Consider the following 23,996-nt stretch of genomic DNA (forward strand, 5'->3'; position numbering starts at 1 on the left):
AAGAAAAGTACAAAGAAAACAAGTAAGCATGTAGATGCTTTTCTTCCTAGTGCAATCAAAAATCAAGCGATTAAAGATGCAAGGAGTGTATTCTCAAAAAAAGTGAAGAAAAGTAAATATAAAATTGTCCCTATTCTTAAAAAATCTGTTTGTGTCTGGAACAATCAAAACTACTCGTTTGACTTTCAAAAAATCTATCTACCTTTAATGGTTGAGGGAAAATCTAAAAAAGTTCCCGTTCGTGCTTTATTAACGGATAAAGATAACCGTAACTTTGAATTATTAAAGCATAAGCTTGGTACATTGCGTATAACTAGAAAATCACATAAATGGATTGCACAAATAGCTGTCACTATTCCCACAGAATATAAGACAGGTACAAAGATTATGGGCGTTGATTTAGGATTAAAAGTGCCTGCCGTTGCAGTAACGGATGCTGGTAAAACCCGTTTCTTTGGGAACGGAAGAAAAAATAAATTTGTAAAGCGAGTGTTCAGAACAAAAAGAAAAAAACTAGGCATGGGTAAAAAACTAAATGCTATCCGTAATCTCAATGATAAGGAACAACGATATATGAAAGACCAAGACCACAAACTAAGTCGTGCCATTGTTGATTTCGCAATTGATAATCATATTTCTGTCATTCGGTTAGAACAATTGACCAACATAAGACAGACGGCAAGAACAAGCCGTAAAAACGAAAAGAATCTACCAACATGGTCTTCTCAAACCTGTCCTAATTGTTCTAAAAAGAACAAAGCAAAAGACAGAAAATATAAGTGTTCTTGTGGGTTTGAAACACATAGAGATAAGGTCGGTGCAATGAATATTCGATATGCACCTGTGATTGACGGTAATAGTCGATCAGCCTAAGATGCTATAGGCACTGTCTTAGGAGGGGTAATGGCATACCCTCATCTTAAGGTCATACTCCGATAGCAGAAATGCACTTCGGTTTAATCACTTAAGAATCCCACTGATACCGAAAGGTGCTCAGCTTGTCCCTTTAGGGGTGGGAGTGTCAATTTAGTGTTTTAAGATGTCTGCTGTTTTTTTTGAAAATAGCGGTAACCCCCATAAACGAAGAGGATCAGAACGGCAGCTCCGATAGATAGGGTGGTCAAGTTTTCTTCAATAAAAGGTAGCGCTTGTTCACCCAGACGGATGATGAGAAAAGCTTCTAAGAAGAAACGAATGCCTCGACCGACTAGAGACCAAAGGAAAAGGACGCGAATTTTCATCTTGGATACACCTGCAAAAACGGTAAATACCTTATAAGGAATAGGTGTGAATCCTGCAATTAGAATCGCAAGCGGTCCGTATTTATTAAAGTATTCTTCTACTTTTAGGATACGTTCTTCAGAAATGAATCTTTGTAAGACAGGTCGTCCTAGTCTTTTTCCAATATACCAGCCGAAAATGGATCCAAGTGCAGAGGCTAGCGTTGTATAAAAAGCATATAGAAGGGCGCTATCAGGGTTCGCAAGCGCCATTGGGATTATTAATACATCGGGAGGAATGGGAAAGAAAGAAGACTCTGTAAAAGATAATAAAATCAGTCCCCATACCCCGTAATTCATAAACCAAGTTTCGACTGCGGATATCATTTCAGACATAAATACAATACTCCTTTTTCGATTCAAGTAAATAAGAGTATACCATTTTTCGACATTAACGTCATATATCAACCAATCTTTTTAAAATTTCTTGGGAAATAGGAAGGAATTTGTTTTACATGCTTTCGGGAGCGCGGATACCAAGCAGTCGCAAGCCCTCAGCCAATACGGTAGTGAAACTAGAGAGCAAGGCTAGTCTTGAAGAACGTTCGATATCATCAGCCAAAATATGGACTTTTCCATAGTACTTATTGAATGTTTGAGCTGTTTCAAATAAATACTTTGCTAAGTAATGAGGTGAAGATTGGTCATGAGATTGGTGAATGATAGATGGGAATAAGTTTAACTTCTTCACTAATGCCCAACTGTATTCGTCGCTTAGTCCTGAAAACCCACCAACACCACTAGCCGATTTTCTGAGGATGGATTGCGCTCTTGCAAAGGTGTATTGCAAGTAAGGACCAGTATCCCCTTCAAATCTCAACATGTCCTCCATCGAAAAATCAACGGAATTTTTTCGCTCATTTTTAAGGTCTTGGTAAATAACTGCTCCAACTCCGACCGCTTCAGCGACGCTTTCTGCATTAGGAAGTTGAGGGTTTTTCTCCATAATATTATGTTTTGCAAGGGAAATCGCCTCTTTCAACATATCTTCTAACAAAACGACATGACCTTTTCTTGTGGACATTTTCTTTCCGTTCATTAAATACAAACCAAACGGTATATGTTTCAAACGGGTCGCCCAAGAGTAGCCAAGCTGATTCAAAACAGAAAAGACTTGCTGGAAGTGGATACGTTGTTCTTGGCCGACAATGTACAGAGCGTGTGAAAATTCATACATATGGTATCGGTCTAATGCAGCGGCAAGATCCCGAGTTGCATAAAGGGTAGCGCCATCGGACTTTTGAATCAGGCAAGGAGGAAGTCCTTCCGTTTCTAGTGGTACAATGGTTGCTCCCTCAGAGGAGTGCAATAAATTCTTTTTTTGTAACAGGGAAATGAATTCTCCCATTTTCTCGTTATAATAGGATTCTCCCTGATAGGAATCAAATTCGATTCCAAGTAATGCGTAGATTTTTTGGAATGCTTGTAAAGATTCGTTGCGGAACCATTGCCAAAGCTGGATAATTTCAGCATCTCCGTCTTCAAGTAGCTTAAAGGCTTTTCGACCTTCTGCTACTAAATCTGGTTGAGTGGCGGCCTCGTCATGGAATTTTGTGTAAAGAGAGAATAATTCGCTAATTGGATTTTTTTTGACTTTTTCAGAATCTCCCCATTTCTTGAAGGCAACAATTAATTTTCCGAATTGTGTACCCCAGTCTCCGATATAGTTTATTTTAACGGTTTTATAGCCGCGTTTTTCAGCGAGTAAACTGATCGAATTCCCGATGACAGTAGAACGTAAATGCCCCATAGAAAAGGGTTTAGCAATGTTCGGAGAAGACATATCAAGAGCAATGACTTTTCCTTTTCCAACACTCGAGGAGCCATAATGGATTCCTTGTGACAAGATGGTTTGAATAATGGGTTGACTCAGTTGATGAGACGATAAAAAGAAATTTAGATAAGGACCTTTATTTTCAACTTTTTGATAAAGTGGATCATCAATCTTTTCGGCTAAAGTTTCGGCAATGACAGTAGGTGAAAGACGTAAAGACGAAGCGAACTGAAAACACGGTAAGGAAAAATCACCTTGTTGAGCATGTTTAGGTGTTTCAATCAGTGAGTGAAGGGTCCCTTCGTCAATTCCTTCTGGTAGTAGCGGCAATAAACTTTCACAAATCAGTTTTTTGAAATCCATTTTATCTCCTCCTAAAAATATAAAAAGCCCGCCTCTATAAAAAGAGGCGAACTTTTGTCGCGGTACCACTCTCGTTCCCACGATAGGTGGGCACTCTAATCGATAACGGAAGATCCGATCATACCTACTCGAGTTCAGTATGATATCTCAGAAGTGCGTTTCACTATCTGATCTCCACCGGGCTCACACCATCCCCGACTCGCTTGAGTAATCAGTTTAGCTACTGTCTTCATCCATGAATTTTTTCAATATATTAGGCTGTTTTTGCAAAGTGTGTTGCTTTTCGCACCAGTCTATAAACGGTGATATGGCTTTGTATCGGGCATCATTTCGTCTATTTTTAATGGAAATCAACAGTGAAATGGGCGATTCACTCTAAAATCAGATGAAATAGCCACAATGTATACGAAAAGAGCTATATATTATGACTATTATACAATTTCTAGAAGAAGTTGCAAGTTTTTTCGCGAAAAGCTTAAAAACCCTTTGAAAATCTCTATTTCTTAAACAGAGTTACCGTTAAAATCGGTACCAAGAGAGAAGAATGATGAAAGCCTATATAATTTTCATCCGTCTATTGACAAGGCTTTTTCAGATATATTGTTGCTCATTAGTCTAATTTCAGATGGAATCCTCCACTTTGCTGGTATAATACTTTTCAAAAATAGACGAAAAAATGCCCTGAAACCAAGCTGTAGCAACGTGTAGAGATTGATTCGAAAAGCAACAATCTTTGCGAATGCAGCCCTTGTTTAAAGCAACAAAAAAACGCTTCAAGAATCACCTTCTAGGAGCGTTATTTCGTTGTGCTATTTTTCTTTTCAATTGATAAGGCTCTCTTTGTATGCTTTGTTGCTAATTAAATCAATTATCGTCAGACGAGAACATATAGGTTCGATGATAAAATCTCATGCTAAAGACTAATCCGAGTGCCAGCATATTCCCCATTAACGAACTGCCACCGTATGAAATAAACGGAAGAGGAATACCAGTTATCGGGAGAAGTTGGATAGTCATGCCGATGTTCTGAAATACATGGAATGTGATCATACTGATGATTCCGGCAATAATATAGGCATTAAACGGTTCTTTTGTTTCTAAGGCTGTTTTGGTTAAATGATAAATCAACATAAAAAATAAACTAATTACAAAACTCGAACCGATAAATCCGTATTCTTCCCCGATAATACTAAAGATAAAGTCTGTGTGACTTTCTGGCAAATAGACTTCACGGTCTTGGTACCCTTTCCCGGAGATTTGTCCAGATCCAATCGCATTTAAGGATTTTACGAGGTGAAATCCTTCTCGATCTTGGTAGCTATAAGGGTCAAGCCAAGAATATATCCGGCCAAATTGATATGATTTTACCCCAAGATACTTATCTAGTACATTTGGTGCCCAAATTACCAAGGAAAATACAGCAACACCGACTGCCGTGATCAATCCATAGATGGGAATGAGGATTTTCCAAGTGATACCCGATACAAGGATGATTCCTGTAATAATGGCGATCAGTACTAGAGATGTACCTAAGTCTGGCTGGAGCATAATCAAGGCTAATGGGAAAAGAGAAGTAATACCAATTTTTACGAGCAGAAGCATGTCTGTTTGTATGGTTTTATCTATATGTTGTTCATGGTGATTAGAAATGACCCGGGCTAGCGCTAAAATCAAAAAAACTTTCATAAATTCAGACGGTTGAATGGATCCTAGTGGTCCAAGGATAAACCAGCTTTTTGCTCCATTTCTTTCTTCAGCAATGCTTTCTGGAGCAATAAGCAAAAAAGCCAACAAGAATATACCGAATCCGTAAAGATACCATGCAAGTCGTTTAAATTGTTCAGGGTCAAAAAATAGGGAGACAGCAATAATACCTAAACCAACGACATACCAAACCCCTTGTTTATAGACAAAGTTGGTTATATATTGTCCTGTTGTTTGGGCACTTGAAATGCCCATCGTACTTGCTGCAAAAAATAAGAGGATCAGCAGTAGCAAACCCCAATCAAATTTATCTGTAAAACGATGGCGATCTTCCATCTATATCACCTATACTTTTCATGTATTTCACAAAACTAAAATCAACGTACTCTTTATAATCTATCAAAGATACTCCGTTTGGACAATGATGATCTCCACAGAAGAGAAAAACAACCTCGATCAATCAGGATGAGGTTGTTTGACTTGATCCCTTTTTTTTACTTCAACGTAGGAAATGTGATGGCCTTCGATTTCGATGGCTCTAAATTCATAACCGTCTTCATCAAGGATATCGCTTTCTAGTAGGTCATACTTTTGGGTGAGCATCCAGCCTCCAATTGTATCCACATCTTGATCAGATAAATCCAAATGGAGCAAATCATTTACTTCTGTAATGAGTAGTTTTGCATCAAGGATGTAATGATGGCTTCCCTTTTTTTGGATCAGTGGAATTTCGTCAGCATCAAACTCGTCTCGAATTTCACCAACAATTTCTTCGAGAATGTCCTCAACTGTTACGAGCCCGGCGGTTCCACCATACTCGTCCATTAAGATGGTCATATGCATTCGGTCTTTTTGCATTTTTAAAAGAAGGTCATGAATCGGGATGGTTTCAATAACGGATCTAATCGGTTTGATATAGTGAGTAAGAGGATGTGATTCGGATTGTTTACGTTGTAAACAATCGGTTAATACCTCTTTAATGTTTATCACTCCAATAATATTATCCTTATCGCCTTCGGTAATGGGGTAACGCGTGAATTTTTCAATGCTAACCGTGCTCATAACTTCATCAATGCTCGTGTCTTTCTCGAAACTCACAATTTCGGTCCGGGGCACCATGATTTCTTTGGCAACACGATTATCAAATTCAAAAATTTTATTTACATATTTGTACTCGGAAGAATTTATTTCGCCGGATTTATAGCTTTCCGATAAAATAATTCGTAATTCTTCTTCAGAATGAGCCATTTCATGTTCGGAGGCGGGTTTTAAACCGAAAAGACTAACGATAAAACGCGCAGAACCATTTAACGCCCATATAAATGGGTACATCACTTTATAAAATATGATTAGTGGTCGTGATAAAGCTAACGAAACACTTTCCGCTTTTTGAATAGCTACCGTTTTAGGAGCCAACTCTCCGATGACGACATGCAAAAACGTAATTAATCCAAAAGCAATCACAAAAGATAATGTATCGGTAATGGAGGAGGGGAATTCAAACTGTTCAAATACTGGTTCTAGCAAGGCCTCGATTGTCGACTCCCCAAGCCAACCGAGTCCTAGCGCGGTAATGGTTATACCGAGCTGTGAAGCAGATAGGTAACCATCAAGGTTTGAAATGACCTTTTTGGCAGAAATCGCTTTTTTATTTCCTTCAGCCACTAGTTGATCGAGTTTTGATGAACGAACTTTTACGATGGCAAATTCTGAAGCCACAAAAAAAGCGGTTAAAGCAATTAAGAGAATTAATGCAATTATTTTTATAGTAATCAATGGGCAGTTCTACATACTGGTAGAACATACACCTCCTAGTTAAGAGAATTCTATCTTTCACTATATAGTATTAAGTAGGGCGACATCAATTAATTACCACTATTGTTTGCTTCTTATTCTAGCCTTATTCTTACATCAGAGCGTGAAGAAACCAAGAAGCGATAGTGAAATAAGTGATGAGAGAAAAAATATCATTAATGGTTGTAATTAGCGGTCCAGATGCCACAGCAGGGTCGATATTGAATTTGTATAGAATTAATGGAATAACGGTTCCGGCCAACGTTCCAATGATTAAGGTCAAGATAAGTGAACTTCCAACTACAAAACCAAGCACAAGGCTGCCCTGCCACAAATAGGCAATGAGGGCAATCAGAGTCCCGCATATTAACCCAATAAGTAAGCCAACGACAAATTCGCGCAGGATTAACCTTTTGACAATGGTGGAATCAATGTCTTTCGAAGCAAGTCCTCGCACTACGACGGCTAACGATTGAGTGCCTGTGTTTCCAGTCATTCCGGCAATCATGGGCATGAAAAAGGTCAGGGCCACGACTTGATGAAGAGTGTCTTCAAATAGGGAGATAATGCTTCCAGACACCAACCCAATAAACAATAGGAGAATAAGCCAGGGTAAGCGGCGATACGTCGCGACAGTAGCCAAAGTATCAAAATCAATCGATTTACCGGAGGCTGAAAGTTTCTCGATATCTTCATTCGCTTCTTGAATAACGACATCGATAATATCATCGACAGTAACGATTCCGACCAGTTGCAGGTCTTCCTCAACAACCGGTATCGCAAGAAAGTCGTATCGTTCAATGATACGAGCTACTTCTTCTTGGTCGGTGAGGGCAGAAACCGAAATGACGCGTTCAAACATTATGTTTTGAATAGTGTCGTTGATGTCAGCAATGAGCAGGTCCCGATATGAGACAACTCCAACAAGATGTCGCTGTTCGTTCGTAACGTACAAGTAGTTGATGGTTTCGGCAAAGTCCGCAAATGATTTAAGCTTATCGACTGCATCGCGAACTGTGAAATCATTTCGTATCCAGACAAAACGGTTTGTCATCAGTCTTCCGGCTGTTTCTGGTGGGTAAGCGAGAATGGACTGAACAATGGTCGATTCTGATTTTTTCATACCGGAGAGAAAGGCCGATATGCCCTCAGGGGACATATCGTCTAATAAGGAGGCTATATCATCATTATCCATATCATCTAGAACTTGATCAGAACGCTCTTTTCCAAGTTGTTTTAAGGCATCTAATTGCTCGTCACGTTCAAGCTCTTGAATCATATCAGCTAAAGTGGGGATGCTTAGATGTAGTAAAAACCGAGCGCGATGCTTTAAGGGTAATGCTGAATAAATAACAGCCATGTCATAGGGTTGTAATTCAGCTAGAAAAATTTCCAACTCTTTTTTCTTTCCTTCTTTGAGTGATTGAATCGTGCGTAAAATTAACTGATCTTCTGAAAGGGGAATCATAGATACCCTCCTCTTTCTAGGGTAGTCGCTATTTCATTATAGCTGGATTGAATTCAGCTTGAAAACGACAAAATAAGTAATCATTATAGTATGTGATTTTTCGATGTTTTGATAAAATAGATTTAACGAAAAGATGGAGGAAATAAGATTGAAAAACAACGGACAAGCTTCTGACTTTCTTTACGTACATACAAAATCTGCAGAAAAATACGCTGTTACTTCGGGTATTAATTTTTCTGAGTTCGCAGCCACAATTCCCACAGACCTTCAACATATTTTGCTACTTCAACACCAAGTAGAGTTTCCCTCCTTTCATTTTTCTACCCATTTTGACTATTTGATGAAGGAGGACTTTCCGCTTTTATTTCAAGAGTCAGATAAAAGAATGGATTTTTCATGGATTGATTTTGAAGATTTAGTTGGTCTAGACGAGCTTTCAGGTGAGGAAGTTGCTGAGTTATTATATTTATCTCATATGAAGAAACCTCTTCATGGTCCATTTTTTAACCGTCTTAACAACCACTATATGTATCTTTCTTATCATGAGGGATTAATCACGCAAACCTACTATCGTGACTTTAATGATTTTTACTCGATGCTTTCAGGAGTAGTGGTAAATAAATTGTTTGCTCAAAAAAGTGAAAAGAAACTTTTTTCTAAAAAATCAGTAGAAGTGGCGCCTATCCCTATCGACCTTCTAAAGCTAATTGAAGAACGGCTAAATGAAGGGGTCGTGTTCTCTATTCTAAACTCAACGGTTAGTAGAGGTAAGGTTCAGATTCCTTTCTGGACAATCGGAGATTACCAGGATATGAACGAAATGCGAGACGAATACGTGAAGCTAGCTAAACAAGACCCGTCGGGAATGCTTTTATATGATCGTCGTGAAAAGGAATGGCATCTGTTTTTAACTTAACGAGTTTTATTTAATGCTGTCAAACAGAAAGGCTGTTTTCGCAAAGTTTGTGGCTATCCGTATCAGTTTATCATCTATGATTGAGCTTTGTTTCGGGCATCATATCGTCTATTTTTGATAGAAATCAACAGTGAAATGGAGCATTGAATCAAAAAACAGATTAAATAACCACAATGTGTACGAAATGAGACAACAGAAAAAACAGGTAGTAAGCTTTTTGGAGTTTCCTACCTATTGTATGAAGATGAAACAGGCGTTTAGAAAAGGGCACCGTTCCTACTTGAAAATCGACTATCTGTGCGAAAACCGCCTTAATCATACAGCTTCTCATCAGAATGGCCCCTCTTGTGAAGGAGGGGCCTTACTAGTATTATCACTTAACGTTTAGTGCTTGGATTTAATCAAATTCTGACGATTCGGTGCTGTTGGCGGTTTTTCTAACCATTCATGCTCAATCATAAGTTCAAGCCCTTTTTTGGCAAAAGTAGAGATGGCTTTTAACAGGTGAAAATAGGTAGCTTGAACATCGGTACGCATGGTTGCCGATATAGAAGCGCCCATCATGGCAACTCCAAATCCACTAAGACCGCTGACGATTTGAAGCATTAATTTATCGGAAAAAGGAGCGATTGTGGAATCAGACACATTTGCGTCCCATGTCTTGGGAGATGGAATTTCCGATTGACTTAGAATGTCAGAACAGTGTTGGATGATTTTCTTTGATAGCTCTTTTCCTTTTATGAAATGCTTTTTGACATCTTCATTTTGTGCGACTTGACTAAAGGCGGTCATAATCATGAGACCTAGTGTATTCGTTTGAGAATGCATGAATAAGTGAGAGATTTCGATTGTGTTTAATGGACGCAGCTCATGAAGGATTCCGCCCCCTCCTAAGTAATCATTTGTAGAGATAAATTCAACCGATTGTTGCGTAGTGACATAAGGTGGACGAATATAAAGCCCTTTTTCTAGAAGGAGATTCGCTGTCTCGTTGAAGATGGTAAGAAAATGTTGTACCCCCTCTGTAAACAAATCACGCACATCACGCCGACTCATAAGTACTAATAAGGTATTAGAATTCGCGGAACCAAGCCTAGATGAATAGAGTAGATGCTCTAAAATATAACTATCGGAAAAGAGAGGAGGTGCTAGTACATTTATGTCCTCTTTCCCGAAACCTTTTGGGGTAGGAAGCTGTTCATTCAGTAAAATTTGCTGGATTTTTTGAGGTAAGTTATTCTTTTTAAACGATAAATCCTTCTTGAGTAAGTCCTGTGTTTGCTGGCATTCACAGGTAGCTATAAAATATTCCAACATACAAGTAGACATAGAAGCCTCAATATAGGTGGTCCACAAGGCACCAATTTCTGAGGAGGTAAGTTTTGCTGTTGTCTCCATGATTTCCTCCAATTGTAAAATTATTTATTTATTCTTTAGGGTAAGCTATTTACCAAACTTTTATGTACATGAAAACTCTTTAGCTATGGCTGTTTTCGCAAAGAATGTGGCTTTTCGTATCAGTTAACCATCTGTGATATAGCTTTGTTTCGGGCATCATTTCGTCTGTTTTTGATAGAAATCAACAATAAAATGGAGGATTTAGTCAAAAGTCAGATGAAATAGCCACAATGGATACGAAAAGAGCCTTTCGCAAAGAATGTGACTTTTCGAACCAGTCTATAAACGGTGATATAGCTTTGTATCGGGTCATCTTTTCGTCTGTCTTTGTTGGAAATCAACAGTGAAAGAAGAGTTCAATTAAAAATGAGTTGGAATAGCTCAGTCCGCAAATGAACTTAACCTATAGGGAAGATCAAAAAAATGTAAGCTAGCCTACTGAAGCTTGCAAGAGGGTTTAGTAAAGTAAGACTATGGAGATAAGAGAGGAAGATGCAAGGTGAAAAAAAGTGGGTTGATTATACTGGTGGCTATCTTGTTACTTGCTGCGTGCTCTTCTAAGGAAAGCGAACAAAATTCTGTTGTCGACCAAAGCTGGGAAGAAATTGTTCAAGCGGGAGAGGGAACAAAAGTGAGAATGTTTATGTGGGGCGGAGATGATGGCATTAATTCCTATATGGACGACTGGGTAGCTCCTCGACTGAGAGAACTGTATAGTATTGATTTTGAACGTGTCCCCGTGGATACGGGTGAAATTCTGCAAAAGCTTCGTACAGAGAAAGAAGCTGGAAAGAATGAAGGAACAATTGATATTATCTGGCTCAATGGAGAGAATTTTAAAAATGCGAAAAAGAGTGAATTATTGTCAAAACCATTTGTTCAAAAACTCCCAAATTTCAATGATTTTTATGACAGTGATAATGTTTCATTTCAATATGATTTTGGAACCGAAACCAACGACTTAGAAGCCCCGTGGGGGAAGGTACAATATGTGTTTTTCTATGACGAAGAAAAAATTCAAACTCCACCGGCAACATTCACCGAGCTCGTGGCTTGGATAAAAGACAATCCTGGGAAATTCACTTATCCAGAGGCCAGTGATTTTTCTGGTAATGCCTTTTTACGACATGTTCTCTACGCATCAGCTGGAGGGTATGAAGAGTTACTCGAAAATGGATTTTCAGAAGAGCTAGCGGCTGAAAAAAGCGAAGAGATGTGGGATACACTCCGCGAGATCAAACCATTTTTATGGAGAGAAGGTCAAACGTATCCTAATTCTTTAACAGAGCTTGATCGTTTGTTTAGTCAAGAAGAAGTGTGGATGACAATGGGCTACAATGAAGCAAGAGCAGAGCATATGATAAAAGATCGAATTTTCCCTGAAACGACTAAATCTTTTGTGTTAGAGGATGTTGGTTCGATCGGCAATACTCATTTCCTTGCGATTCCCTTTAATAGTGGAAATCAAGCAGGGGCGATGGTGGCTATCGATTTTCTTCTTTCTCCAGAAGCTCAGTTAATGAAGCTAGGAGGCGAGTATTGGGGAGAAAGCACCCCGATATCGCTTGAAAAACTATCATCCCAAGATAAAAACGAGTTTGACGCCATAAATCGAGGGAATTCTGTACTAAGCAAAGAGGTGTTAGACCAAAGTCTTGTGCCGGAAATAGATGCAGCTTATGTGGAGTGGGTAAAGGAGAAGTGGTTAGATGAAGTGGTGGAAAGGCAGTAGAGCACTTCTACTTCCAGCTTTTATATTTTTACTGCTGATTGCCGGTTATGGCTTTTGGCAGGCATTTTATCGAAGCATTGGTGGGCAGGATGGGATCACCTTCGAATATTACAAATACATCCTGTACAGCCCAGAGTGGGTTTCTTCCTTAATTTATAGCCTGTCGATTACGTTCATATCTACATGCCTATCGTTAATAATTGGTCTTGTGATGACAAAGAGTTTTGCTCCCTATCTATTTCAAACATGGGGGAAGTTGTTAGTATGGCTACCGATGCTGTTTCCTCACTTCGTTGGTGGTTATCTGGTTTTTTTCTTTTTTAGTCAAAGCGGCTTACTTTCACATGTAGCGTATGTAGTAGGAATCATTGAAGAAAGAAGTCAATTTCCAGTGCTAGTTCAGGATCAATGGGGGATAGGCGTAATCTTGACTTATGTGTGGAAGGAAGTTCCGTTTGTCATATTAATGCTTCTTCCTGTCTATAGCACGTTGAATCCTCAATTTCGAGAAGAAGTGCAATTGTTAGGAGGAGGAAAGTTTCATATATTCCGAACCGCTGAATGGCCATGGGTACTACCTGTTTTATTAGAAGTAGGTCTTATCTTATTTTCTTTTATATTAACGGCGTTTGAGGTTCCGTTCCTTTTAGGTGTTACGTATCCCAAAATGGTTTCTGTACTCGCCTATGATTGGTTTTATAGTGGTGAATGGAGTGATCGTCCTCTTGCCTTTGCTTCACTTACGTTATTAGCCGTTTGTGTTGGAGCGGTAGCCTTTATCCTCTTTACCATTATTCAGCGAAAGCGTTGGTTAGTAGCACACGGAAAGAGAAGAGGGGTTTAATATGAGAAAAACGTTATTTATCAGTCTTATTATCCTCTTTTTTTTGACACCGATTTTCTTTCTTATCTTAAAGAGCGTAACAACGGTGTTCAAATGGGGAAGAGGTATTCCCCTTGATCTAAGTATAAGAGGATGGAATGTGTTGATAAAGGATGAAAGTATTTTTAGTGCCATGATTATTTCCTTGAGTATCGCCATATTAGTGGCGATTTTGAATCTTGTCATTGGAATTTCTGCTGGAAAAGCACTTGCATTTACATCATTTAGAGGGAAGAATATCGTCGAAACATTGCTATTGATGCCTCTGTTCCTTCCAACGTTAGCGGCGGCGATTGGCTTGCATATATCTATCATTCGGTTAGGATTAGCGGATAGTTGGGTTGGGGTGAGTCTTGTGCATTTGATTCCGACAGTCCCTTATTCAATAAAGATCTTCACTTCTGCATACGAAAGACTAGAAGAGAAGATGCTAGATGAAGCCTATCTATTAGGTGGAAACATATGGCATTTATTTCGAACGATTGAATTGCCTAATTTAATGCCTAGTGTTCGGAGTGCTGTTTTTTTAACATTTGTTATAAGTTTAAGTCAATATGTTTTAACGGCGATAATCGGTGGTGGAAATGTCATTACCTTAGCTATGATTTACTATCCCTATACCCAAAGTGCCAATGATACCCTTATGGCAGCTTTTTCATTGCTATTCGCCGTACTACCTTTAGTCGGAATTTTCCTATTTGAAGTTCTGTTACGGACATTCTTTGTTATTCCAATTCGTATAAGGAGAATCGTGTAATGTCCTCATATATTCAACTAGATAATGTTACAAAAGAGTATCATCAGCAAAAAATCATTCAAGGTTTATCCCTTTCTTTACAGAAGGGAGAAATCCTGTCCCTCATTGGTCCATCGGGAACGGGGAAAAGTACGCTTTTGAGGTGTATATCCGGTCTGGACTCGTTCAGTGACGGATCGATAGTACTAGACGGAAAACAAATCAACAAACAGAAACCACAAAAACGAGAGATTGGGATGGTTTTTCAGCAATCCTTGTTATTTCCACATCTGACGGTTTTAGAAAATGCGATGTATGGTCTGCGTCTAAAAGTAGGGAAGAGAAATGCAAAACAACAGGCCCTGATTTATTTAAAGAAGATTGGCTTGGCCGATTTCAGCGGCTATTATCCCAACGAACTATCCGGCGGTCAGCAGCAGCGAGTTGCGCTTGCTCGAACATTGCTCGTAAAACCAAAGCTATTGTTATTAGATGAACCTTTTTCTTCACTGGATCCTGAACTTCGTTATTCAATGAGGGATTGGGTTCATCAATTACTAAAGGATGAAAATGTGACAGCTATGTTTGTAACACATGATTTGGAGGAAGCGATGGTGATGGGGGATAGGGTTGGTGTTTTACACAACGGAACGCTTCAACAAATTGGTGAACCCAGAGAGTTGTATGAACGACCAAATAATCCCTTTGTCGCGACATTTTTTAGTGAAAAATGGGTCATGAATGAAGACTCATATGTGGATATGATGAATCTTCATTTAACGACAAGTCGTGAGCAAATCTTGGAGAATGATGTGTACCTTGGTGAAGTAGTTATTAAAGGCATTTCGATTCGACAAGGGCAAGAAATCATCCATATGGAGGGACTAGAAGGTTCAAATCCTAGATTGTCTCTCCCAAATACGTTGTCAGAAAAAGTTGAGACGTTTAAGACGTTACACCTCTATACGAAGAAGCACTTTATCAATTATTTTAAAAATGAAAAGGAGGGGTAACGTGAAGAAAGGAACAATTTGGAAAGTGATCGCATTTGTTGTCGTGTTACTGCTGTTACTTTGGTTTAGTCGTTCTTATTTAAGCTTTACACCGCTAGAAATCCGTGATTGGATCTTGTCGTTCGGGTGGATTGCACCTGCCTTATTTGTTGCAGTATATTCTGTAAGACCAATTGTTTTGTTTCCTGCGTCTGTCTTAAGCTTGGCTGGCGGATTAGCATTCGGTACATTCTGGGGGTTTGTATATATCTTTTTAGGTGCACTAGGATCCGCTACGGTAGCTTACTATATTTCGGCTATTTTTCAAAATTCATTTATTAAAATTGAACAATCGGAACGTACGTTAACCATTCGAAAAAAAATGGAGGAAAGTGGATTTTTCATAGTTCTAATACTACGTTTTATTCCTTTTCTTAACTATGATTTGATTAGCTATCTAGCAGGACTTGCATCTGTAAAGTATCGATCCTTTATTTTTGCAACTGCGCTAGGGATTATCCCTGGAACACTTGCTTTTAGCTTTTTAGGATCAAGCATTGTATCGGGTAGTAAAACTATTATTGTCTTTGCAATTGGCGTATTTATGATTGTGTTACTTATTCCGATATTTGCTAGAAACAAGGTGAAGACTTTGTTAGGATTATCGACAAATCGTCCCAAATAATACACGAGAGGGGGAAAAAAATTGTTAGATACCCACGCTCGGAAATATGTACAACCAACTATTGATAAAACAGCGCGACTCAGCTTGCGACTCGGACTTTCAGCGAATAAGATGACGATCACCGCGTTCTTTATTGGCGTAAGTAGCGGTGTTTTCTACTATTTTGAACAGCCAATATTAGCGGTCTTCGTGTTATGGTTTTCTGGATATCTAGATGCAGTAGATGGAACGATGGCTCGGTTAACGAAACCCTCTGCTTTTGGAACAGTGATGGATATTACATTTGATCGACTGGTTGAAATTAGTGTCATATTAGGAATTGCCTTCTTCCATCCTGAGGTAATGTGGGCCCTACTGTTGTTAAGTGTGTCGATCATTATATCAATGACGATTTTCTTAACTGTTGGAGCAATTTCGGAAAAACAAGGAATGAAATCCTTTTACTACCAAGCTGGATTAGCAGAACGAACGGAAGGGTTTATCTTATTCACGCTAATGATGCTCCTCCCGCAATGGCTTTTGTGGATTACCTTATTCTTTTTTGTGGTGGAAATATTCACAGCCTTTCAGCGGTTCTGGGAAGCTAAACGATTGTTATCATAAAAGACGGGAAGTGATGAGTGATGAAGAAATACGATTTGATCGTAATAGGTGGAGGAGCAGGTGGCTTAACCGTTGCTTCAGGGGCAGCCTCTCTTGGTGCCCAAGTGGCGTTGGTTGAAAAGAATTCATCTTTAGGTGGGGATTGTCTCCATTATGGATGTGTGCCTTCTAAGTCGCTGATTGCTGCAGCAAATGAGGTATACCATTCACGTAAATTGCCTGATTTCGGCTTCCATGTAACAGGATCTGTAGATATGAAAAAAGTAAAAGAACGCGTCAAAGGAGCTGTTGCTCATATACAAGAACACGATTCAACAGAGAGGTTTGAAAATATGGGCGTCGATGTCTTTTTCGGAGCGGCAAGTTTTGAAGATGCTCATACTGTTACTATTGGAAATCAAGAGAAAATAGCGGGAAAACGAATCATTATTGCTACAGGCTCGCGTCCAGTGATCCCAAATTTTCCTGGTTTGAAGGAAGCTGGGTTTGAAACCAACGAAACCATTTTTGACCGCGAAGAACTCCCTGAGACAATGATTTTCATTGGAGGTGGTCCGATTGGGCTGGAAATTGCACAAGCCTATTCTCGTTTGGGAACGAAAACAATTGTTCTAGAAAGAAGTGAAGCTGTTTTAGGAAAAGAAGATGAAGAGATTCAACAGCTGGCGATTGAGTTTCTGTCGAAAGAAATTGATATTCGGACGGAGGTTGAAGTGAAAGAAGTAAAAGTCGATGGCAAGAATAAAATCGTCCTATACGAAAAAAACGGAAAAATAGAGGAAGTAATAGGCGACGCTTTATTTCTTGGTGTCGGCAGAAAACCAAATACGGATACGTTAAATTTGGAGAAGATTGGTGTAGAAGTAAATGAGCGCGGCCATATTGTGGTGAATGATCGATTGCAGAGTTCTGTTCCCCATATTTATGGGATTGGGGATATAAATGGAGCCTTTCCTTTTACACACGGAGCAGGGATGGAAGGAAAGCTGATTGTGCAAAATGCGGTTCTTGGCTTGAGAAGAAAGGTGTCTTACGATACGTTGCCTTGGACGACGTATACATCGCCTGAAATCTTTCATGTTGGTAAAACAGAGAAAGAAGCGAGAGAAAGTGAAGACGAGATTTCCGTGTATCAAAATGGTTTAGAAGAAGTAGATCGGTTTGTGGCGGATGCAAATGTGACCGGAACGGTGAAAATCATTACGAATAAAAGAGGGAAAATACTTGGAGCACACGCAGTAGGGAAGGGTGCTGGAGATTGGATGCAAACTGTGATTTTTGCCATGGAAAAAGGGGCAAAGATTGGAGAGCTTTCCACGATGATCTACCCTTACCCAAACCATGCAGCCGCCATTCAACGGACGGCTGATCAATATTGGCGTGAAAAATTATTTGACGGGATGCTACCAAAGATAACCAAAAAATATATTCAATGGTTCCGCTAAAGTGCTTCTAATTCTTTCTTTACTTGATCGGCATGCACAGAAAAGTGTATGCCTTTTTTGATGAAGCCGTCTTTCTTGAGCTGACTCATAAGACTGCTTGTGGTTTCGCGGGTGGACCCAACCATGTTTGCAATATCTTGATGTGTTAACTTTAGTTTGATGGATTGCCACTCTTTTTTACGGACGCCTGTTTTCTCACTCAGTTTTAACAAGAGGTAGAGAATTCGATATTTCACATCAGCTAATGCAATTTTTTCACTTAAACTATAGAGGTCATTCAGTCGTGTCGATAGAATATTGATGAATTTTAAAGCGATGATAGGATTTCGGACCAGAAAGGTTTCAAAATCCTGAGGACTTAAAATGCATAAATAGGTATCGGTCATCGCTTCGACATACATATCATTATCCGTCAGTATTAAAGTAGAGGTTTCGCCAAATACATTTCCATCCGTCAACACATCAACGGTAAATTGCTTCCCGGCGCTATTCATTCGATAAAGTCGAACCTGTCCCTTTTTTAATAAAAAGAATGATTTTAAAGGAGAAGAGGGGGACAAAATAATAGAGCCTTTTTTAATCGGCTTCATATCAGTCATTTCTTCAATCTGCATCAATTCGTCTTGAGGCAATTCTTCAAATAGGCTAATTTGCGAAAGTAAAAATAATTTCTCTTCCAAGAACAACACCCCTATTTTTAGTGTAAGCTGTCTTACAGCTGCAATCACATGTTTTTAGTATGATGTAGGATGAAAGGAGGGGGACCCAGTGGCAGTATTACTCATGATGGATGGCTGTTCACGTTGTGCAAAAGTAAAGAGTCATTTGATAGAGTCTGGTTTTCCTTTTAAAGAAATTAATGTTCTAGAAAAACCAGAAGAAGCCATGAAGTATTCTTCCCTTTCGTATTTAATTGTACCTATTTTATATGAAAATGGGAAATCATACACGTGGGAAGAAGTGTTACAGTTTCGTTCTTGATGGAGGGCTCATTACGTATAATATGTTGCAATTCACTTTAATTATGATAAATCTACCATGTGACAGTTGATTCCATCTGAAATGGAATAAAGGATACCCCTGAACCCCTTTTTTGAAGGTATATAGATTAGTGCTAAAAGCAAGATTTCCCCTGAAAATAACGACATTCAGTGCAACGAATGAATATAGGAACCGGGCTTGAGAATGACAAGTGAGAACTGATGCCCAACGACGTGTGTTACCGTGCTAGTAGCACCGGGTGTTGATATGAAAGGTGCTCAGACAAACAATAGTGAGGTCGTTTCCATTGCTGAATAGACCTCACTCCTGTTTTTGTCCCGAAATAAGATAGTATAAATGTGAAAATGGTTTTGGTGTCTAGATCCTGACCGATTTTTCTTTCTTACTGATAGTTGCCCATAAAACGACGATCAATCCAATCCTTTAAATGCCAAGCCCATTTCCCATAGGCGACGAATGATCCATACGTAAGAAAGCCTTTTTGATGCCCAGTAGAAAGGATGGCAAGGAAATATTTCTGGGGAGTAAAGGTTTTTAACGGGTATCCAAGCACATGATTTGTTATATTTTCGAAAAGAACGGGTCCTTGTCTCACGGCATTGACTCCGTTTTTAGGTGTGTCTTCATGGTCAGATATGGTAATGCAATCACCTGCTCCAAACAGATTTCGATGCCCTACGGATTGTAGGGAAGCATTAACGAGCAAAAAACCATTCCGGTCGGTTGGTAGCTTTGATGCCACTAAGAGGGAGGGCGGCTTGGGGCCACCTAAATATAATAAACCATCATATTGAATTTCTAGCCCGTTTTCAGTGGAAAGAAGTGATTCAGTGACTTTGTTCACCCGGTCGTGAACCAATGTTAGCCCATGTTCTGCTGCAAGTTTTGTTATACGGTTTGATGCTTTTTTACCCGCTGATGCTAATAAAGGTGAAGAATGAATAAGTGTAACACTTGTCTTTTTTGGTTGTTTTTTTCGCCAAGCGAGAAGAGAAAGGGCCATTTCAATTCCAGCGGCCCCTCCTCCAATTACAACAGAGTTTTGACTTTGTTGGAGCGGTTTGATTTGCCGTGGAAATTGATAATTTGGCTTTATTTTTACATTATGGTGAGACAATCCTTCAATCGAAGGTTCCTTATTGATTGAGCCGATATCAAATGATACTACGTCATAATCGATGACTTCCCCGTTAGAACCGAGGATTTTTTGATTGTGAGTGTCGATGGAAAGGACGGTTGTTTCGATAAAGGATGCCGCTGAATTCCGCGTTAATTTCTCTAAATCGATAGAGATATCCTTTTCTGTATATAAGCCTTCTGCATAGCCTGAAAACATGCCAGAATAGTATTGAAGTTTTGAACTAGAGAGCAAAATCCATTTCATATCCGGATGTTTGTTTTTTTGAAGTTGTTTAATGCAATATAGATGAGAATGGCCACCGCCAACTAATACAATTGTTTTCATAGGATAAGGAACCTTTCATTATGTCGTTAAGTCTTATAGTTTGGCTTTTTCTCTGGTCGTCTCTTCGTCATTATTTGAATGCAACCTCTGCAAAATAGATGTTCCCTCAAAATGATCTATTCATTCGTAACAATGTACACGAAAGAGCACGAAGTTTGCTGGAACAGAGAGAAAATAGTCGTCGCTTGTTCTAGTTTATTTTGTATTATTTGGGATTTTATTTGACTGCCATTCTTCGCGCAAAACGCCCATTCGAATGGAATCGTAATATTCGCCATTATAGTAACGACATTTTCTCATTCGACCTTCTAGAATCATGCCAATCTTTTCAGCAGCTTTCATCATACGATGGTTGCCAGACCATGTCGTAATTCCGACACGAGCTACCTCATACTGCTGAAAGATATAATCGACCCAGAGAGAAAGGGCTTCTGTTCCGTATCCGCCGTTCCAGTAGTTTGGGTCGAAAATGGTAATGCCGGCTTCTAACCAACGAGAAGGTTCGTGCTCCCAGTAAAAGCCCACGGTACCAATGAGTTGGTTTCCGGTGAATATCCCTAACCGGTTAGGTTTCGTTTCTTGTATCGTTTGAATATTTTTTTGATAGAAGGTCTCATAATCAATTTGTTTATGCTCAAAGTATGGAGCATCCCACTTTTTCCATTCAGGCTGTTCTTCTCCGTAAAGATAATGGTGAAGAGTAGGTAAGTCCTTTTCTTTTAGCGGTTGTAAATGAATTTTCTTTCCGTCTAGTCTCATCAATCATTCCTCTTTCGTATCGAATTATCTATTTATTAGGCACTTTTCATATAGTTTGTTGCTATTGAATCAAAAAAGTAGCTGGCTTCAATTAATTTTATCATTAATTACATCTTTTGATGATAAGAAAAGTTGCCTGTAGTCATTCTTCATCATGAATTGAGGGCATATTCGAAAAGCCACAACCTTTGCGAAAACAACCATGTACAAAGAATGAGCCAAGCTTCTCTAAGGCGATCTGGTGGAGGGTAGTTCGAGTAAGGCGTAGGAATTCAATTAAGAAAATCTTTCAAAAAAACGTTTCTTTTCCAAGTGAAAAAGGGTATCTTAACAAATAAGTAGCGAATAAAAGGTAGGTACATAAACATAAATGAAGGCGTATGACGAATGAAGCATTACGCGTGACATAGAAAATGATAAAATGAAAATAATTTAATTGGCTAATTGGAGGACAATCATGAAAACAAAACTTTGTTTACTATATGGTGGAAAATCAGCGGAGCATAATGTCTCATTAAATACAGCAAAAGCTGTGATTAAAGCGGTAGATCAAGAGAAGTATGAAATTCACCCAATTTATATCACGACAAAAGGTCAATGGATGAAAGGACCTGTTTTAGAGGGGCCAGTTGAAGAAATTAAGGCTCTACAATTTTTCCATGGTGATGAAGTTGCACCAAACGCACTGACACCGGCTATGACTTCTGAAGAAAAGAGTGAAAACTATGATGTTATTTTTCCTCTCTTACATGGACCAAATGGGGAAGATGGAACCGTACAAGGTATGCTTGAACTTCTGAATCTTCCCTATGTAGGCAACGGTGTTTTAGCTTCGTCTGCAGGGATGGATAAAGTCATTATGAAGAATGTTTTTGCTCAAGCAGGTTTGCCGCAAGTGAAGTATGTGTGGTTTCTTAGAAGTACATGGAATCAAGATGAAGAAACCACTTACGAGTCTGTTGAGAACGAGCTTGGGTATCCTTGCTTTGTAAAGCCAGCAAACTTAGGGTCTAGTGTCGGAATTAGTAAGTGTACGAACCGCGAAGAATTAAAGCTGGCCTTTAAAGAGGCTTTCCAATATGACCGTAAAATCATTATCGAAGAAGGCGTGACGGCACGAGAAATTGAGATTGGTATGCTAGGAAATGATGTAGCTGAGTGTTCGGTAGCAGGCGAAATTGTGCCAAAGAAAGATTTTTATGATTATAAAGCTAAATACGAAGATGGAAACACGGGGTTGATTATTCCAGCTGAATTACCTGATGGTGTCTACGAGGACCTAGTTAAGAAAGCAAAGATTGCCTATCAATCACTGGATTGTGCAGGTTTAGTTCGTGCAGATTTTTTCTTATCGGAAAATCATGAGTTGTTGATTAATGAAGTGAATACGATGCCGGGATTTACTCCTTTCAGCATGTTTCCGCTCTTGTGGAAGCATACAGGAGTCGAATATGCCGAGTTGATTGAACGTCTGGTTTCGTTAGCGACTGAACGCTATGAGGAAAAACAACAGATTAAGTACACGTTTTAAAGCCGAAGACACGGAAGGTATTTTCGTGTCTTCTTGCCATTTAAACAAAATAGTAATGCATGTGAGAGGGGAAGAATAGATGATCCAACGAACACTAAAACAAGTAAGTTCCATGATTTCCATCCAAAATGATATTTCTGCCTTTGAATCCGTCTCCATTCAAGGTGTCTCGATCGATTCGCGAAAAATAGAGGAAGGCCACCTATTTGTTCCCTTCAACGGCGAAAAAGTAGATGGTCACCAATTTGTTCAAAAAGCTATTGAAGACGGAGCAAGTGCGTCTTTGTGGGAAAAATCAGCCGGTGAACCACCAACTGGTTTGCCGATTCTAGTTGTAGAGAGCAGTTTAGCTGCTCTTCAACAACTCGCTCGTTCCTACCGGGAAGAGCTCAATATAAAAGTTGTAGGAATCACCGGAAGTAACGGGAAAACGACGACGAAAGATATCACGACGAGTCTCTTGTCTCTTCAATATAAAGTGCAAAAAACGGAAGGGAACTATAATAGTCATATTGGTCTGCCGTTGACGATTTTACACTTAGAAGAGGATACCGAAGTCGCAGTTCTAGAGATGGGGATGAGTGGAAGAGGTGAAATCGAGGAGCTTACCCACATTGCTACGCCAGATGCCGCTATTATTACGAATATTGGGGAGTCACATTTACAGGACTTAGGGTCACGTGAAGGCATCACTGAGGCGAAGCTGGAAATCGTAGCTGGATTAAAAGATCAAGGTCTACTGGTGTATTTGGGTGATGAACCTTTATTAACTGATCGTGTTCCAGGTGCCATTAGAGTAGAGACATTTGGAAAAGGAAAGCAGAATACCATGTTCCCAACTATGCTCAAAGCGGAAGGGCTTGGTACCTATTTTCAAACAAATGTAACAAACGAGATTACTTTCTTCTTGCCGCTTTTAGGGCATCATAATGTCATGAATGCGGTAGCGGGAATGTTGGTAGCTAGAGAGCTTGGGGTACCACTATCTCAGGCCCAACCAGCGTTAGATACAGTGAAATTAACTGGGATGAGATTAGAAACCTTGGAAGGTGTCCACGGAACAACCCTGATAAATGACGCCTATAATGCCAGTCCGACATCGACATCTGCAGCGATATCCCTTCTTGCTTCTCTAAATGGTTATAATAAAAAGATTCTTGTATTAGGTGATATGTTGGAGCTGGGAGAAGAAGAAGAAGCATTTCATTATGAGATAGGAAAAAAGATTCCTTTTGATGAAGTGAATTATGTGTTTACTTACGGCAAATTGGCGGAAAAAATTGCTGAAGGAGCAAAGGAAAATGCATCTGCTGAGAAGGTGTTTGCTTTTCAAGATAAAGACAAATTAACTGAAAAACTGTTGAGCTTAATTGAAGTTAATGATGTGATACTAGCAAAAGCGTCTAGAGGGATGAAACTAGAAGACGTGGTAGACAAAGTGAAGAAATAACGGCGTGGAACCGTCA

General features: G+C 39.3%; 21 protein-coding genes and 1 other annotated feature. Of the genes, 12 read left to right on the top strand and 9 right to left on the bottom strand.

The features are described from left to right. Window positions 1-873 (top strand): zinc ribbon domain-containing protein (locus tag U8D43_RS16770; RefSeq protein WP_335872340.1); only part of this gene is annotated, 873 nt, incomplete at its 5' end. Window positions 874-1,034: 161 nt separating this feature from the next. Here U8D43_RS16770 and U8D43_RS16775 read toward each other — a convergent pair. From U8D43_RS16775 to mgtE, 5 genes are all read right to left on the bottom strand, one after another. Next, window positions 1,035-1,616: a YqaA family protein gene (locus tag U8D43_RS16775; RefSeq protein WP_335872341.1), complete on the bottom strand. Its 582-nt coding sequence runs from the start codon at window positions 1,614-1,616 to the stop codon at window positions 1,035-1,037. 115 nt (window positions 1,617-1,731) lie between these two features. Further along, window positions 1,732-3,417, bottom strand: coding sequence for an arginine--tRNA ligase (gene argS / locus U8D43_RS16780; protein ID WP_335872342.1), 1,686 nt, complete (start codon window positions 3,415-3,417; stop codon window positions 1,732-1,734). Between the two features lie 39 nt (window positions 3,418-3,456). Further along, window positions 3,457-3,662: a binding site (T-box leader), on the bottom strand. A gap of 619 nt (window positions 3,663-4,281) precedes the next feature. Next, window positions 4,282-5,457: an FtsW/RodA/SpoVE family cell cycle protein gene (locus U8D43_RS16785; protein ID WP_335872343.1), complete on the bottom strand. Its 1,176-nt coding sequence runs from the start codon at window positions 5,455-5,457 to the stop codon at window positions 4,282-4,284. Window positions 5,458-5,577: 120 nt separating this feature from the next. Beyond that, entirely contained in the window at window positions 5,578-6,897 is a 1,320-nt protein-coding gene (locus tag U8D43_RS16790; protein ID WP_335872344.1) for a hemolysin family protein, read from the bottom strand. A gap of 130 nt (window positions 6,898-7,027) precedes the next feature. Next, window positions 7,028-8,383, bottom strand: a complete 1,356-nt coding sequence (gene mgtE, locus U8D43_RS16795) for a magnesium transporter (RefSeq protein ID WP_335872345.1) — start codon at window positions 8,381-8,383, stop codon at window positions 7,028-7,030. 148 nt (window positions 8,384-8,531) lie between these two features. On the opposite strand from mgtE, the gene U8D43_RS16800 reads away from it, so the two are divergent. After that, window positions 8,532-9,299 carry a hypothetical protein gene (locus tag U8D43_RS16800; protein ID WP_335872346.1) on the top strand — a complete coding sequence of 256 codons (768 nt, stop codon included), beginning with the start codon at window positions 8,532-8,534 and terminating at the stop codon, window positions 9,297-9,299. Window positions 9,300-9,683: 384 nt separating this feature from the next. Here the strand turns inward: U8D43_RS16800 and U8D43_RS16805 are convergent, their stop codons facing one another. Beyond that, the gene (locus U8D43_RS16805; protein ID WP_335872347.1) at window positions 9,684-10,697 is read right to left on the bottom strand and encodes a DUF3231 family protein; all 1,014 of its coding nucleotides are present in this window, start codon (window positions 10,695-10,697) and stop codon (window positions 9,684-9,686) included. Between the two features lie 499 nt (window positions 10,698-11,196). On the opposite strand from U8D43_RS16805, the gene U8D43_RS16810 reads away from it, so the two are divergent. The 7 genes from U8D43_RS16810 to U8D43_RS16840 are packed head-to-tail and all read left to right on the top strand — an operon-like array spanning window position 11,197 to window position 17,773. Then, entirely contained in the window at window positions 11,197-12,429 is a 1,233-nt protein-coding gene (locus U8D43_RS16810; RefSeq protein WP_335872348.1) for an ABC transporter substrate-binding protein, read from the top strand. After that, window positions 12,407-13,273 carry an ABC transporter permease gene (locus U8D43_RS16815; RefSeq protein ID WP_335872349.1) on the top strand — a complete coding sequence of 289 codons (867 nt, stop codon included), beginning with the start codon at window positions 12,407-12,409 and terminating at the stop codon, window positions 13,271-13,273. Before U8D43_RS16810 ends, U8D43_RS16815 begins: the two co-directional genes overlap by 23 nt. A 1-nt stretch (window position 13,274) precedes the next feature. Beyond that, window positions 13,275-14,069, top strand: coding sequence for an ABC transporter permease (locus tag U8D43_RS16820; protein ID WP_335872350.1), 795 nt, complete (start codon window positions 13,275-13,277; stop codon window positions 14,067-14,069). Further along, window positions 14,069-15,061 carry an ABC transporter ATP-binding protein gene (locus U8D43_RS16825; protein ID WP_335872351.1) on the top strand — a complete coding sequence of 331 codons (993 nt, stop codon included), beginning with the start codon at window positions 14,069-14,071 and terminating at the stop codon, window positions 15,059-15,061. The genes U8D43_RS16820 and U8D43_RS16825 overlap by 1 nt, the downstream gene beginning before the upstream one ends. Window position 15,062: 1 nt before the next feature. After that, window positions 15,063-15,725, top strand: coding sequence for a TVP38/TMEM64 family protein (locus U8D43_RS16830; RefSeq protein WP_335872352.1), 663 nt, complete (start codon window positions 15,063-15,065; stop codon window positions 15,723-15,725). A gap of 21 nt (window positions 15,726-15,746) precedes the next feature. Further along, complete coding sequence (locus tag U8D43_RS16835; protein WP_335872353.1) at window positions 15,747-16,328, top strand: CDP-alcohol phosphatidyltransferase family protein; 582 nt, start codon at window positions 15,747-15,749, stop codon at window positions 16,326-16,328. Between the two features lie 20 nt (window positions 16,329-16,348). Further along, window positions 16,349-17,773 (top strand): dihydrolipoyl dehydrogenase family protein, encoded by a 1,425-nt coding sequence (locus tag U8D43_RS16840; RefSeq protein ID WP_335872354.1) that lies wholly within the window; start codon window positions 16,349-16,351, stop codon window positions 17,771-17,773. On the opposite strand, the gene U8D43_RS16845 is transcribed toward U8D43_RS16840, so the two are convergent. Next, entirely contained in the window at window positions 17,770-18,453 is a 684-nt protein-coding gene (locus tag U8D43_RS16845) for a Crp/Fnr family transcriptional regulator (protein ID WP_335872355.1), read from the bottom strand. The two genes, U8D43_RS16840 and U8D43_RS16845, sit on opposite strands and share 4 nt — an antisense overlap. Before the next feature lie 88 nt (window positions 18,454-18,541). Between U8D43_RS16845 and U8D43_RS16850 the strand changes: the two genes are divergently transcribed. Next, window positions 18,542-18,754, top strand: a complete 213-nt coding sequence (locus U8D43_RS16850) for a glutaredoxin domain-containing protein (protein WP_335872356.1) — start codon at window positions 18,542-18,544, stop codon at window positions 18,752-18,754. Between the two features lie 403 nt (window positions 18,755-19,157). On the opposite strand, the gene U8D43_RS16855 is transcribed toward U8D43_RS16850, so the two are convergent. Beyond that, window positions 19,158-20,240: an FAD-dependent oxidoreductase gene (locus U8D43_RS16855; protein WP_335872357.1), complete on the bottom strand. Its 1,083-nt coding sequence runs from the start codon at window positions 20,238-20,240 to the stop codon at window positions 19,158-19,160. Between the two features lie 195 nt (window positions 20,241-20,435). Next, window positions 20,436-20,999: a GNAT family N-acetyltransferase gene (locus U8D43_RS16860; RefSeq protein ID WP_335872358.1), complete on the bottom strand. Its 564-nt coding sequence runs from the start codon at window positions 20,997-20,999 to the stop codon at window positions 20,436-20,438. A 457-nt stretch (window positions 21,000-21,456) separates the two neighbouring features. Between U8D43_RS16860 and U8D43_RS16865 the strand changes: the two genes are divergently transcribed. Further along, entirely contained in the window at window positions 21,457-22,530 is a 1,074-nt protein-coding gene (locus U8D43_RS16865; RefSeq protein ID WP_335872359.1) for a D-alanine--D-alanine ligase, read from the top strand. A 79-nt stretch (window positions 22,531-22,609) separates the two neighbouring features. Beyond that, entirely contained in the window at window positions 22,610-23,980 is a 1,371-nt protein-coding gene (locus U8D43_RS16870; protein WP_335872361.1) for a UDP-N-acetylmuramoyl-tripeptide--D-alanyl-D-alanine ligase, read from the top strand. Window positions 23,981-23,996: the final 16 nt, after the last annotated feature.

The organism is Bacillus sp. 2205SS5-2 (assembly GCF_037024155.1).
Classification (GTDB): domain Bacteria; phylum Bacillota; class Bacilli; order Bacillales; family Bacillaceae_K; genus Bacillus_CI.

What these genes read in the sequence shown, in the direction of transcription:
- U8D43_RS16825 (WP_335872351.1), top strand. Translation starts at nt 14,069, where the DNA reads ATGTCCTCATATATTCAACTAGATAATGTTACAAAAGAGTATCATCAG.
- argS (WP_335872342.1), bottom strand. Translation starts at nt 3,417, where the DNA reads ATGGATTTCAAAAAACTGATTTGTGAAAGTTTATTGCCGCTACTACCA.
- U8D43_RS16785 (WP_335872343.1), bottom strand. Translation starts at nt 5,457, where the DNA reads ATGGAAGATCGCCATCGTTTTACAGATAAATTTGATTGGGGTTTGCTA.
- U8D43_RS16815 (WP_335872349.1), top strand. Translation starts at nt 12,407, where the DNA reads ATGAAGTGGTGGAAAGGCAGTAGAGCACTTCTACTTCCAGCTTTTATA.
- U8D43_RS16840 (WP_335872354.1), top strand. Translation starts at nt 16,349, where the DNA reads ATGAAGAAATACGATTTGATCGTAATAGGTGGAGGAGCAGGTGGCTTA.
- U8D43_RS16820 (WP_335872350.1), top strand. Translation starts at nt 13,275, where the DNA reads ATGAGAAAAACGTTATTTATCAGTCTTATTATCCTCTTTTTTTTGACA.
- U8D43_RS16865 (WP_335872359.1), top strand. Translation starts at nt 21,457, where the DNA reads ATGAAAACAAAACTTTGTTTACTATATGGTGGAAAATCAGCGGAGCAT.
- U8D43_RS16855 (WP_335872357.1), bottom strand. Translation starts at nt 20,240, where the DNA reads ATGAAAACAATTGTATTAGTTGGCGGTGGCCATTCTCATCTATATTGC.
- U8D43_RS16805 (WP_335872347.1), bottom strand. Translation starts at nt 10,697, where the DNA reads ATGGAGACAACAGCAAAACTTACCTCCTCAGAAATTGGTGCCTTGTGG.
- U8D43_RS16860 (WP_335872358.1), bottom strand. Translation starts at nt 20,999, where the DNA reads ATGAGACTAGACGGAAAGAAAATTCATTTACAACCGCTAAAAGAAAAG.
- U8D43_RS16870 (WP_335872361.1), top strand. Translation starts at nt 22,610, where the DNA reads ATGATCCAACGAACACTAAAACAAGTAAGTTCCATGATTTCCATCCAA.
- U8D43_RS16775 (WP_335872341.1), bottom strand. Translation starts at nt 1,616, where the DNA reads ATGTCTGAAATGATATCCGCAGTCGAAACTTGGTTTATGAATTACGGG.
- mgtE (WP_335872345.1), bottom strand. Translation starts at nt 8,383, where the DNA reads ATGATTCCCCTTTCAGAAGATCAGTTAATTTTACGCACGATTCAATCA.